The organism is Mesorhizobium sp. C089B, from assembly GCF_030323125.1.
Lineage (GTDB): Bacteria > Pseudomonadota > Alphaproteobacteria > Rhizobiales > Rhizobiaceae > Mesorhizobium.
The window spans coordinates 2,132,496-2,145,510 of record NZ_CP100469.1 but is presented as its reverse complement, the minus strand read 5'-3'; the positions used below and the strand labels follow the sequence as shown (position 1 = coordinate 2,145,510).

The window sequence follows — 13,015 nt, the reverse complement described above, 5'->3', positions numbered from 1 at the left end:
CGCACCTTTCCGGGGCGTTGGGGATCAGGCAGAACCCGATGGAAATGACGCGCCGGCCAGATTGCGCGCGTAGGCGGCGGCCTCATGCGGGTTGATGTCGGCGGCCCGGATCAGATTGTCGAAATGCTGGGTCAGCGCTTGGACCGGCTGGGTGGCGTTCAGCACGACATACATGTCGCCGACATAGATGGCGGCGCGGTAGGGACCGAAGATTGTCAGCGGGATCGAATAGCGCATGCGGCCGTCATAGAGGAACAGGCGGAAGGTGGGGTAGAGATCGTCAAGCAGCGTCGCCATATGGGCAAGCTGCTGCCGGCGGTCAGCCTCGGGAAAGCGGTCCCAGACGCCCAGGCCGCGGGCGAAAATCTCCAGCGTGTGGCGCGGCATGCAGACCTCCATATCGGTCTCAGGGCGCCGGTTGTACTCGATGCGGTACTGCGTCTCGCTGGCCTGCGCCAGACGGCTGCGGTTGGTGATGTTGGCTTCGTAGTCGACCAGCTGGCGTGTGCGCAGGAGATCGGGAATGCCGGCCGGCACATAGCGGATCTTGGTGCCTGCGGCTTCCGCGAACCATTTGGCGAGCAGCGTGCGGTCGAAGCCGTCGGGCGCCTCTTCGATCTCCAGGCTTTCGCGGATTTCGCCGGTGACGCCTTCGTCCTGGGAGAGGCCGAGCAGCCAGTCCAGCGAGATCTTGAATTCGGCGGCGATGTTGAGCAGCGTTTCGGCGCGTGGCAGGCGCGTCGAGGCGCCGGACATCAGTTGCGACAGCGCCGACCGGTCGATGCCGACTGCTGACGCGAAAGCTGACTGGTTGAGATCGGACCGTGTCAGGAGCAGCTTCAGGCGCTCCCGGAAGATTGCCGAAAGGTCCCGTTTGTCCACTGTTCGTTCTCCGCGCTCTCTTAGGAAAAATTTGCGCCCGAGCCGTCGATTCAGCACTTCCAGCGTAAATGAATCCGTAGGGTTGTTTACAATGTATAACATCTGCGGTCAAAAATGCGCAATCGCAACATTTTGTACACTTTGTCTCGTTGAGCGGAATCGCTTCTCCTGACACTATGCTGTCAGGAACCAATTCCGGCGACTGAGGGGCAGTGGTCGATAGCATGACAGGCAAGTGCATCAAGCGACGCGACGCAGCGGCCATCGAGTGGCCGACCGTGGTCCTCGCTTTCTTCTGTTACGGAATGTGGCTCGCTGCCGGGCTCCTGCTCTGGCCCTCTTATCCGACCCCGGCACTTCTTCTCCTCGGCTTCATCCTGGCCTTGCAGTCGTCGATCATGCACGAAGTGCTGCATGGCCATCCGACGCGCAGCGCGCTCATCAACGAAGCCTTCGTCTTCCTGCCGATCGGCCTGGTCTGGCCGTTCCGTCGCTTCAAGACGCTCCATTTGCGCCACCACGCCGACGAGCGCCTGACCGATCCGCTCGACGATCCCGAGAGCTATTACCAGGCGTTGTGGATGCATGACGATCTGCCGCCGACGATGAAATTCCTGCTCAAGATCAACAACACCATGGCCGGCCGTTTCTTTCTCGGCCCCTGGCTGTCCTGCATCGGTTTCTTCGTCGACGACGCCAGGCATGTGATTGCCGGCGACAAGGTGATCGGCAAGGCATGGCTGCTGCATGCGATCGGCCTCGCCATCGTGGTGCCGATCGTGCAGTTCGGCTTCGGCATTCCGGTATGGCTCTACATTCTGGTGCCGGTCTGGCTCGGCCAGTCGCTGATCGCGGTCCGGACTTTCGCCGAACATCAGTGGTCCGAGCACCCTGAAGGACGCACGGTGATCATCGAGCGCTCGCCGCTGTCGTTCCTGTTCCTCAACAACAATCTGCACTTCGTTCACCACAAGACCCCGACCGTTGCCTGGTACAGGCTGCCAAAACTGTTTGCCGACCGCCGCGACGAGTGGCTGCGGATGAACAATGGCTACGCCTATCCGAACTATTTCGCACTGATCAAAGCCTACGCCTTCAAGGCCAAGGAGCCGATCGTGCACCCGGTGCTGCGCCGCCAGCCCGAGCCGGGCAGGGCGTTCAAGCCGCGCATCAGGGCGCGCAGCATCAGCGGGCTTGGCAGCGCGCCGGTTCCGGCCGAGCCGCCGAAGGAATAATCCCCGGACTTCCCGAACCCGTGTCGGCCAATTCTGATTGGACGCCGCGTTTTTGCGATCCTTTCCCGAGCCATGATGATTGAGTGTCGGCATGAGTGATTTGGTTGCGGCATTGCCGATGTATGACTGGCCCGAAGTGCGCGGCGAGGTCGACGCGCAATGGGCAGCGTTGCGCGATGCTTTTCGGCACAAGGGCGTCGATGGGCCGCAGACAATCGTGCGCCGCAATGGCGACCTGCCGCCGGTGCCGGGCGGTATCCACGACGCCGAGGGCAGACTGATCGCGCCCGATCCGGCGATACTGCCGCCGGACGAACTCGACCATCACCAGCTTTGGCTGCATCCGGCGCTGCTGTTCGCGCAGACCTGCTGGGGGCCGATGGAACTCGGCCTGAGCAAGCATGTGCAGGTGGTCGGCCAGCCGAGCTACGACGCTTACGAGGGCGGCGAAGGCGAACTCTATTCGAGCGCGCTGGTGATGCGGACGGGCGAGGGACCGGAGGTTCGCTCGCCCGCGGATGGCAAAGCCTTGCTGCCGCTCGATCTGATGCGTGGCAAGTGTTTTACCTACAACAGCCTCGATTCGATGTCGGGCATCATCGCGCTGACGCGCGACCTGCAGGCCGCCGGCGAGAGCCTGGATATGTTTCCCTCGTGCAGCGAGAGCGGTGGCCATCGCGGCTCGATCGTCGCGGTCGCCGAGGGCAAGGCGGATATAGCTGCCATCGACTGTGAGAGCTGGGCGCTGGCGCAGCGTTTCGAGCCTGCGGCAAACGCCGTGAAGGTCGTCGGCTGGACGGCAAGGCGCAAAGGCCTGCCCTACATCACCGCCAGGACGACGCCGGAAAAGACGCTCAAGGCTCTGCGCGAGGCGCTTGCCGGATCAGCCGAGCAGCCTCGCATCCAACGGGTAGGTTGAAAGCTGCTCGTTACCGGTCTCGGTGATCAGGATCTGTTCCTCGATCTTGACGCCCTCATGGTCGCCGAGACGGCCGATATAGCTTTCCACGCACAGGACCATTCCCGGCTCCAGCACGCCATCGGGCGTGTCCGGCGTCCAGTCGCTTGCATGCGGCAGGGTCGGGTACTCGTCGGCCAGGCCGACGCCGTGATAGAGCACGCCGTAGCGTGTCGGGAAGCAATCTCCCGGCGGCACCACGGAGCGTTCGACCAGGTCGCGAAAGGATATGCCGGGCTGCATCAATTGCGTGTTGTGGGCGATCTGGTCGGCGGCGATGCGGAACAGGTCGCGCTGCTCGTTCGACGGCCTGGCGTCACCGCAAAGCCAGGTGCGGGAGAGATCGGCGCAGAAGCCGTAGGGACCGATCAGGTCGGTGTCGAAGGCGACGAGGTCGCCTTCCTCGATCACACGCGATGAGCATTCCTGGAACCACGGATTGGTGCGCGGCCCCGAGGCAAGCAGCCGGGTTTCGATCCATTCGCCGCCGCGCGCAATGTTGCCGCGGTGGAGTTCGGCCCATAATTCGTTTTCGGAAATGCCCGGCTTCAACGCCGCTTCCATCTCGCCCATCGCCGCCTCGCAGGCGACGATGGCGCGGCGCATGGCGAGGATCTCGTCCGGCGATTTGATCAGCCGCGCATTTTCCATCACCGCTTCGCCATTGCCAATCGAGATGCCGAGGCGGGCGAGTTCCTCGACGCCTTCCGGGTTGATGTGGTCGACCGCAATGCGGCTGTTGCCGCCGCCATGCTCCTTGACCAGATCGGCGATGCCGGCCGCCCAGCGGCGGACTTTGTGCTCGGTCAGCTCACCGCCATAGAGGTACATCCACGACACTGCCGGCCGCACCTCGTCAACGACGCCGGAATGGTCGGACAGATGCTCGCAGGAGAAATAGTCGAACAGCACCACGGGTCCCTCAGTGGCGATGAAGCAGTGGCGGGTCGGATTGTGCGCGACCCACAGCTGCATGTTGGTCGAATCGGTGGCGTAGCGGATGTTGACGGGGTCGTAGAGCAGCGCGCCGGCGTAGTTTCGGCGCTTCAGTTCGGCTCGGATGCGCTCGAGCCGGTATTGGCGCATAGCGGCAAAATCGGGCGCGGCGATGCCTGCCGCTTGCCATTCGGTTTCAGCCAGCGCGCCATAGCCCAGCACATGCTGGTTCAGCGACGCCGCTTTCTGGCGCGAGGCGTCGCGCAAGGCTTCGACGGAGCCCGGCTCGAACGGCATGATCTTGCGGTGACGGCCGAACCCTTGTTTCTCCACCCGACGCCTCCCTGCCGACTTACTGTGGCGCTGCGCCCGCGGCCGCTTTCTTCAGCCGCGTGACCGTCAGCGTGCGGGTGGGCGGCTCGCTGTCGAACAGCATCGGGACGACCAACTGCTGCGGCGAGCCGTCAGCGACATAGCCGGCCTCGCTCAAGGCCCGCAGGATGCCCTCAGGAGGTTCCTTGTCATTGGCCATCACGAGCACCGCCGGCTCGATCAGCAAATGGCCGAAGTCCGGCATCTCGTCGTCGAGCACGACCAGATCGGGATCGACAAGACGCAGATTTCCCACCCAGTGCCAGCTCGATATCGACGTGCGAACCGGACCGTTTGCCGTCAGCTGGCCATAGAGCGACTGGTAGTCGACACGCACGATGCTGCCGCGGCTGTCGCCGCCATTGAGGTGCGTGTACCAAGTCACCGGCAGCACGAGCATGGCAAGCGTTGCGCCGACAAAGACGACGACGTCCTGCACCTTCCTTCCCTTGTCGCCTCTGGCATCCATCCGCAAGGCCAGCGCGACCGGCAGCAACACAAGGATGGGAAGCATCCAGCGATCGCGAAATTGCGTCGTCCCGCTCGCCAGGACGAGCACGATGGTCATCGCCAGGGCAAAAGCGATGGTGCGCCACACCAGTTTCTCGGTCCATGGCGCCGGTTGCAGAGCCGGCGCCGGCTTTTTCCATGCGATGAGCAAAGCCGCGACGAATATGCCGGCCGGCAACACGGCGAAATACAGGATAGCCTTGCCCAGTCCGCGCATTCCGTAGAATGCGGTTTGTATGGCGCTTTCTCCTCTGCCCATGCCGAAGCCGCCGCTGTGCGACAGCAACTGGTCGGTGTAGGTCAGGTTCCAGTAGAGCGTCGGCAGGCAAAGCAGCACCGCCACGACAAGGCTGATCGAAAACCGGCGGTTGAGGATGACGCCGCGCGTTTCGCGCAGCGACAGGGTGGACAGGATCAGCGCGCCGAGAAAGATCGCGTTGTTGTATTTCGACAGGATGGCGGCGGCCATCGCCACGCCAAACAGCACATAGGTGGCCAGGGAACGCCGCTGCACCAGTTCGACGAGCGCAAGAAACAGCACCACTGAAAAACAGAAAGCGGCGATCGAGTGGGTGAGGGCGTGCTGCATCTCCCACACCATCTGCGGAAACAACAGCAGGCCGAACAATGCGGCGGCGCCAGCGCGGCTGGAATAGCCCAGGCGGCGGACAGCGATGAAAACCGACGCCAGCGCCGCTCCGATCAGCAGGTACTTCACGATCTTGAGCGCCAGGATGTTCGTTCCGACCACGGCGGCGACGAGGCGGGCAAGCCAGGTGTAGAGCGGCGGCTGCGAGCCACCATAGCCAGCCCAGAGGTAGTGCATGTACATCAGCTGTTCGGAATCGTCGACGCCGACACCGGTTCCTACGACATGGGACAGCAGCGCCATCACCACGATCTGGACGACGCAATAGACCGCGACGCAGACCAGTGCGGCGTTGAAGGGACCGACCTTGCCTTCGCCGAGCCAGTCCGTCCATTTCTCTAGATACTGCAAGGGGATCGTCTTCTCATCGAGGGAAATGCCTGCGGCCAACTGCCGAAGGCCCCTTACACGATCTCACGCTCCCTGTCGCCTTTTCAGGTCCGCATCTTCTCGCCGCTGGGGTCGAAGGGCGCCTCGACATTGATACGCGCCGGACGCCGGTGGCCGAGGATCTCGATCTCGAACAGTCCGGCACTTTCGTCCTCGGCGAGTGCCGCCGGCACATAGCCCTGCGCCATCGACTTCTGCACATAGTGCGCATAACCGCCCGAGGTGACCCAGCCGACCACGCGCCAGTCGCCGTCGACGATGCCGCGCACGGCGGAAGCGCCTTCGGCAGCCTTCGAGCCACGCACTTCCTTGCCCGCCATGTCGAAGCGTGGCGCGCCATAGCCATGCGGCTTTTCCACCGTGCCATAGTCCTTGCCGACCTTGGCCCAGATCGGCTCGTCGCCCATGACATCGGCGTCGGCCGCATCGACGATAAAGGAAACGCGGCGCAGTTTCGGCCCTTCCGCCTGTTCCTTGGCGGCGGCCTCGCGGCCGATGAAGTCGTTCTTCTCCAGCTTGATGAAACGGTCCATCGCGCCTTCGAACGGGCCGTAGATCGGGCGCAGCTCGCGGTACCAGGTCGGGAAGTTCTTCTCCAGGCGCATGGAGAGCAAAGCGCGCATGCCGAAATCGACGAGGCCGAACTCCTCGCCGGCGTCCTTGATCGCCTTGTAGACCAGACGCTCATAGGCCGGCGCCATCCAGATTTCATAGCCGAGATCGCCGGTATAGGTGATGCGGTTGACCATGCAGGGCGCGCCGCCGACCGCCATTTCGCGGAAATCCATGAAGCGAAATGCCTTGGTCGAGATGTCGACATCGACCAGCTTCTGCAAGAGGTCGCGCGATTTCGGACCGGCGATCGACAGGCCGACGAGCGTCTGATCGAAGCGGTGGATGCGCACCGAACCATCCTTCGGCAGATGCTTCTCGAACCAGCGCATGTGGTACTTCTGCGCGGCGGACGAACCCCAGATCATAAATCTGTCTTCGCCTGCCTTGGCGATGGTGAAGTCGCCGATCAGCTTGCCGAACTCGTTGATCATCGGCGTCAGCACGATGCGGCCGATCTTCGGCATGCGGTTGGTCATCAGCCGGTTGAGGAAATCCTCAGCCGCAGGTCCCGACACTTCGTATTTGGCGAAGTTGGCGATTTCGGTGACGCCGACGCGTTCGCGCGTGGCGCGCACTTCCTCGCCGATAGGACCGAAATCGTTTGAGCGGTGGAAGGAGACGACGTCCTTCGGCTCCTTGCCCTTCGGCGCGAACCACAGCGGGGTCTCCAGGCCCCAGCTATCGCCCATTACGGCGTTGTTGGCGAGCATCGTGTCATAGAGCGGGGTGGTTTGTGCAGGGCGCGCAGCCGGCAGCTCTTCATTGGGGAAGCGGATGGAGAAGCGGCGCGAATAGTTTTCGCGCACCTTTGCGTTGGTGTAGCGCAGGCCGGCCCACTCGCCGAAGCGGGCGACATCCATGCCCCAGACGTCGAAGCCGGGATCGCCATGCACCATCCAGTTGGACAGCGCGAGGCCGACGCCGCCGCCCTGGCTGAAGCCGGCCATGACGGCGCAGGCGCACCAGAAATTGGTCAGGCCCTGCACCGGCCCGACCAGCGGATTTCCGTCGAGCGCGAAGGTGAAGGGGCCGTTGATGATCTGCTTGATGCCGGCTTTCTCGATGCCGGGGAAATGCTTGAAGCCGATCTCCAGCGACGGCGCGATGCGGTCGAGGTCGGGCGGCAGCAGTTCATGGCCGAAATCCCACGGCGTATTGACCGGCGACCAGGGTTTGCAGGCTTTTTCATAGGTGCCGAGCAGGATGCCGTTGCGCTCTTGGCGGGTGTAGATCTCGCCCTTGAAGTCGAGCACGCCGATCATCTCGCGGCCGGTCGATTTGTTGAATTCCTCGACCTCGGGCATCGGCTCGGTGAGCAGGTACATGTGCTCCATGGCCAGCACCGGCAGTTCGACGCCGACCATGCGGCCGATCTCGCGCGCCCACAGGCCGCCGCAGTTGACGACATGCTCGGCGTGGACGGTGCCCTGTTCGGTGACGACGTTCCAGGTGCCGTCAACTTCCTGCGTCAAGTCGACGACGCGGTTGCGCAGCACGATCTCGGCGCCCAGCTTCTTGGCCGCCTTGGAGTAGGCGATCGTCGTGCCGGAGGGATCGAGATGGCCTTCGACCGGATCCCACATGGCGCCGACGAAATTGGTCTCGTCCATCAGCGGGAACATCGCCTTGGCTTCGGAGGGCGTGATCAGCTCGGTGTCCATGCCGAGATAGCGGCCCTTGGCGTGGGCCAGGCGCAGAAAATCCATGCGCTCGGGCGTATCGGCCATCATCACGCCGCCGGTCAGATGCAGCGAGCAGGACTGGCCGGAGATTTCCTCGATCTCCTTGTAGAGCTGCACCGTATAGGCCTGCAGTTTGGCGACGTTGGGATCGCCGTTCAGCGTGTGGAAGCCGCCGGCTGCGTGCCAGGACGAGCCGGAGGTGAGCTCGGACCGCTCGATCAGCATGATGTCGGTCCAGCCGGCCTTGGCCAGATGGTAGAGCACCGAGCAGCCAACGACGCCGCCGCCAATGACAACCGCTTTTACATGAGATTTCATGAGAGATAGGTCCGTTTTTGCGTAAATTGAATCAGGTGTGTCGGTTGGCAGGATGCCGCCAGTTGCTTGCCGATCAAAAATCGGTCGGCGCGCCGCCTTCGGACGTGCGCTTTTCGACGAAGTCGTTGAGCTCTTCGCGGATCGCCGGGTCCATATAGGGTTCCTCGTAGGATGCCAGCCGCTCCTTCCAGACCTTGTTGGCCTTTTCCAGCGCGGTCGGCGATCCGGCTTCGGCCCAGGTTTCGAAATTGCGCCAGTCGGAGAGGATGGGCGAGTAGAAGGCTGTCTTGTAGCGGTCCTGCGTGTGCTGGGTGCCGAAGAAATGGCCGCCGGGGCCGACCGACTGGATGGCGTCGAAGCCGAGCGCTTCGTCGGACAGGTCGAGCGGGGTGAGGAACTCGGCCACCATCTGCAACAGGTCGATGTCCAGGATGGTCTTCTCGTAGGAACAGCGCAGGCCGCCTTCGAGCCAGCCGGCGCCGTGCATCATCAGATTGCCGCCGCCCTGGATGGCGCCCCACAGCGAGAACACGCTTTCATAGGCTGCCTGCGCGTCGACGGTGTTGGCGGCGCAGGTATTGGAGGTGCGGTAGGGGATCTTGTAACGGCGGGCAAGCTGGCCGCCGACAAGCTGCGCCTTCATATATTCAGGTGTGCCGAAGGCCGGCGAGCCTGACTTCATGTCGACATTCGAGGTGAAGCCGCCATAGCCAACCGGCGCGCCCTTTCTCACCATCTGGGCAAAGGCGATGCCGGACAGCGCCTCGGCATTTTGCTGCACCAGCGCACCGGCGATGGTCACCGGCGCCATCGCGCCGGACAGGGTGAAGGGCGTGATGACGACGACCTGACCCTTGCTCGACATCTGGATGATGCCTTCCATCATCGGCACATCCAGTTTCAGCGGCGAGTTGGTGTTGATGATGGTGAAGACGGACGGCTCTTCGAGCATCTGCTCATGGCTGATGCCGCGGGCGATCCTGGCGATCTCGATGCCGTCGACATTGCGCTCCTTGCCGAGCGAATAGATGTGGAACACCTTGTCGGTCAGCGTGGCGAGGTCGCGGATGCATTCGAGGTGGCGCACCGACGGGTGGATGTCGGTCGGCTCGACCGGATAGCCGCCGGTGCAGTTCAGGATGTTGTGCATCTGTGCCAGGCGCAGGAAGTTGCGGTAGTCCTGCTGGTTGCCCGGACGGCGGCCGCGATCGAGGTCGGAGCAGTTCGGTGCCGACGCCATCATCGACAGGATCACATTGTTGCCGCCGAAGCGCACATTGTGCGCCGGGTTGCGGGCATGGAGCGTGAATTCCGACGGGCAGTTGGAGATGAGATCGAGGATCATGTCGCTGTCGAAGCGCACGCGCTCGCTGCCCTCGCGGACATCAGCGCCATTTTCCTTCATGATGCGGCGCGCTTCGTCATGCAGCACGTCGACGCCTATTTCCCTCAAGACGCGCAGCGAGGCGAGGTGGATCGATTCCAGCTCGTCGTCAGAGACCAGCTTGGTCGGCGTTAGCGGATTTCTCAGTTGCCGAAAAGCCGGCTGTTCGAAGGCGGCCGAGCCGCCGGCGCGCTTGCCCGCACGGCCACCGCGACGGGCCCGGTCGGTTGCCAAAGGCGGTTCGGCTGGATGCAGGGCGGCGGTCATGATGGTCCTCGTACGATGCTGGTAGCGGGCGGCATAATGGACCGGCGGCTGTCCGACCATTGCGGAGGCGGCGACCACTAGGACGAGGGAAGCGACATGCCCGAACGGCAGTCCGATAGTTGACAACCTTGCCGGGGATTAGCGGACAGGACGCGCCCACTGCGGCTCTTGGCGCAAGGGGATTTCAGGCGCGGCCCTTCCTTTCCCTAAATCGAACCGCTAGCTCAGTGGTTTGCCGCTGGATGGGCCGGCAATTCATGTGGAAGGCATCATGGCTGCGACCGGTTCGAGCGATGGCGAAGCGGGGACGCAATGGGCGGCGCTTGCCGGCGTAACTGCCGCCCTCGCGATGTTCGGTGCGGCGCAAGGGCTGAGCTCGCCGCTGTTTACGCTGCTGATGCAGAAGCAAGGCATGTCGCCGGCGCTGATCGGCTTGTCGGCAGCGATGATGCCGCTTGGCCTGATCCTTTCGGCCTCGTTCGTGCCGGCAGCCATTCGGCTGGTCGGCGCGCGCAACCTGGCTGTGGGTTGCTCATTGATTGGGGCGCTGTGCTTCCTCGGCATCGGCTACCTGCAGGACTGGGTGGGCTGGTTCGTCATCCGCTTCATCATCGGTATCGTCATCAACCCGCTCTATATACTGGGCGAAGTATGGGCGCTGTCGCTGGCGCCGCCGTCGCGCCGCGGCAGGGTGATGGGGGCATTCAACACCGTGCTGGGCGCTGGCTATGCTGCGGGGCCTTTGGTCCTGACCGCGGTAGGGATATCGGGCTGGGTTCCTTTCCTGGTCGGCATGGCCGGCTTCATCCTGTGCGCCGCGATCCTTCGTGCTGTTTCCTCAAGCCTCGCCGGCTTCGAGGATGACGGCCAATTGCCCGGCGGCTTTTTCGGTTTCGCCAGGCTGGCGCCGGCGCTGTTGTTTGCCGTGCTGGTTTCGGCGGCGGTCCAGCAGGGCACCTACGCATTGATGCCGGTCTTCGGTGCTGCCTATGGCCTGCCCGAAAGGACGCTGGCGGCCCTGGTGATGGCACTGTCGCTGGGAAACATCTTCCTGCAAATCCCGCTCGGCCTGCTTGCCGAGCGTTTCGGCGGGCGGGCGATGATCATCTTCTGTGCGTTGGCGACAACGGCCTGCGCGGTTTTGCTGCCGTTGTTGATCACGACGCCGGCGATCTGGCTCGTCCTTCTCGTCATGGGAGCGGTCGGCTATGGCGTCTACACCATGGCGCTGGTGGAGCTCGGCAGCCGCTTCAAGGGAACCGTGCTGGTCGCCGGTAACGCCGCCTTTGCCTTGATGTGGGGCGCCGGCGGCATTGTCGGCCCGCCCGGCGCCGGTGCGCTGATGCAGGTCATCGGTCCGCTCGGCCTGCCGGTGGTGATCGCCGGACTCGACGCGCTGCTGGTGAGCTTCGCGCTTTACCGATCGTTCAAGCGCCAAACTCCTGACAGGCCCAAAAACTCCTGACAGGCCCAAACTCATGACAGGCCTTGTCTGGAGCAAACGGTTTTTACCGGGGCGGGGCTTACCCGCGTCGGACAGAAAAGCTAGTCCTGAGCCTGGTTTAGGTGCCAATGATGAACCTGGCGGAAGCTGACAACGAGAAGATGCAGTGGGCGGCGATCAGCGGCGTGATCGCGACCGTCTCGGTGTTCGCCATCGCGCAAGGCCTGTCCTATCCGCTGCTGAGCTTCATCCTGCAACGCCAAGGCGTTTCGCCGGCCATCATCGGGCTCTCGGCGGCAATGACGCCGATCGGCTTCATTGTCTCGTCGCCGCTGATCCCGGCACTGGCGCGCCGGTTCGGGGCAGGGCGCACCGCGCTTACCTGCGCGGCGCTTTCGGCTATTGTGCTTGCGCTGATCGGCTGGACCCAGAATGTCTATCTGTGGTTTCCGCTGCGCTTCTTGATCGGGGTGGTGACCAACCCGCTCTATGTCTTGAGCGAAATCTGGGTCATTGCACTGGCGCCGCCATCGCGCCGCGGTCGCGTCATGGGTGTCTATTCAACCATCATCTCGGCCGGCTTCGCTGCCGGGCCGCTCTGCCTGCTCGTTGTCGGCACCGTGGGATGGCCGCCATTCCTGGTGGGGATCGCCGCCTTCATCTTCTGCGGCGCCTGCCTGGCGCTGGTGCTGCCGCAACTGCCGAAGGTCGACGAAGCCGGGCGCAGGGTTTCGGTCATGGGCTTCATGCCACTGGCATGGCTATTGCTGTCGGCGGTGGTCGTTGCCGCCGGTTTCGAACAGGGCGTGCTGGCGCTGCTGCCGGTCTACGGCACGCACTATGGCATCGCGGAAGCGCGCATGTCGGCGCTGCTGTCGGTGATGATCGCAGGCAACATCGCCATGCAGGTGCCGCTCGGCTTGCTGGCGGAACGGCTGACGGCGCGTCTGGTGCGATTCATCTGCGTCGTGGTGACGGTGCTGGGCTGCGCCCTGTTGCCGCTGCTCATCGAGACGCCGCTGATCTGGCCTTGCGTCTTTATCTGGGGCGCGGTCTCCTATGGCATCTACACCATGTCGATCATCGAGCTCGGCGAGCGCTTTACCGGCTCGGCGCTGGTCGCCGGCAATGCCGCCTTCTCCCTGATGTGGGGCATCGGCGGCATCGTGGTGCCGCCGCTGGCGGGTGGCGTCATGGATGTGATCGGCGCCTCCGGTCTGCCGATCACGCTGGGCGCGATTTGTCTGGCACTGGCTGTGGCCACGGTCCTGCGCCGGCGGATGGTTTGAGGCCGCATTCCCCCGATGACCTGACGTACCATCTTGAATAAAACCGCTTGCAACGCGATGTAGGCAGGGCTGCCCGCCACTAGC

At 63.5% G+C, this 13,015-nt stretch carries 9 protein-coding genes; 4 read left to right on the top strand and 5 right to left on the bottom strand.

Going from position 1 to position 13,015, the window contains the following annotated elements:
• Positions 1-24: 24 nt before the first annotated feature.
• Positions 25-882 (bottom strand): helix-turn-helix domain-containing protein, encoded by an 858-nt coding sequence (locus NLY44_RS10900; RefSeq protein WP_023681768.1) that lies wholly within the window; start codon positions 880-882, stop codon positions 25-27.
• A 224-nt stretch (positions 883-1,106) separates the two neighbouring features.
• Here NLY44_RS10900 and NLY44_RS10895 point away from each other — a divergent pair, with 224 nt between their 5' ends.
• Both NLY44_RS10895 and NLY44_RS10890 read left to right on the top strand, forming a co-directional pair.
• Positions 1,107-2,117: a fatty acid desaturase gene (locus tag NLY44_RS10895; RefSeq protein ID WP_031201844.1), complete on the top strand. Its 1,011-nt coding sequence runs from the start codon at positions 1,107-1,109 to the stop codon at positions 2,115-2,117.
• A gap of 91 nt (positions 2,118-2,208) precedes the next feature.
• Entirely contained in the window at positions 2,209-3,036 is an 828-nt protein-coding gene (locus tag NLY44_RS10890) for a phosphate/phosphite/phosphonate ABC transporter substrate-binding protein (RefSeq protein ID WP_023805461.1), read from the top strand.
• On the opposite strand, the gene NLY44_RS10885 is transcribed toward NLY44_RS10890, so the two are convergent.
• The 4 genes from NLY44_RS10885 to NLY44_RS10870 form a co-directional block, all read right to left on the bottom strand.
• Positions 3,001-4,308: a M24 family metallopeptidase gene (locus tag NLY44_RS10885; RefSeq protein WP_050588905.1), complete on the bottom strand. Its 1,308-nt coding sequence runs from the start codon at positions 4,306-4,308 to the stop codon at positions 3,001-3,003. The genes NLY44_RS10890 and NLY44_RS10885 overlap by 36 nt on opposite strands.
• A gap of 55 nt (positions 4,309-4,363) precedes the next feature.
• Entirely contained in the window at positions 4,364-5,932 is a 1,569-nt protein-coding gene (locus NLY44_RS10880) for an ArnT family glycosyltransferase (RefSeq protein ID WP_023805459.1), read from the bottom strand.
• A gap of 44 nt (positions 5,933-5,976) precedes the next feature.
• Entirely contained in the window at positions 5,977-8,547 is a 2,571-nt protein-coding gene (locus NLY44_RS10875) for a GcvT family protein (RefSeq protein ID WP_023805458.1), read from the bottom strand.
• A gap of 73 nt (positions 8,548-8,620) precedes the next feature.
• Positions 8,621-10,198, bottom strand: a complete 1,578-nt coding sequence (locus NLY44_RS10870; protein WP_023700316.1) for a trimethylamine methyltransferase family protein — start codon at positions 10,196-10,198, stop codon at positions 8,621-8,623.
• Between the two features lie 271 nt (positions 10,199-10,469).
• Here NLY44_RS10870 and NLY44_RS10865 point away from each other — a divergent pair, with 271 nt between their 5' ends.
• Together NLY44_RS10865 and NLY44_RS10860 are read left to right on the top strand one after the other, a co-directional pair.
• Positions 10,470-11,663 (top strand): MFS transporter, encoded by a 1,194-nt coding sequence (locus NLY44_RS10865; RefSeq protein WP_023688132.1) that lies wholly within the window; start codon positions 10,470-10,472, stop codon positions 11,661-11,663.
• Between the two features lie 110 nt (positions 11,664-11,773).
• The gene (locus tag NLY44_RS10860; RefSeq protein ID WP_023730703.1) at positions 11,774-12,931 is read left to right on the top strand and encodes an MFS transporter; all 1,158 of its coding nucleotides are present in this window, start codon (positions 11,774-11,776) and stop codon (positions 12,929-12,931) included.
• Positions 12,932-13,015: the final 84 nt, after the last annotated feature.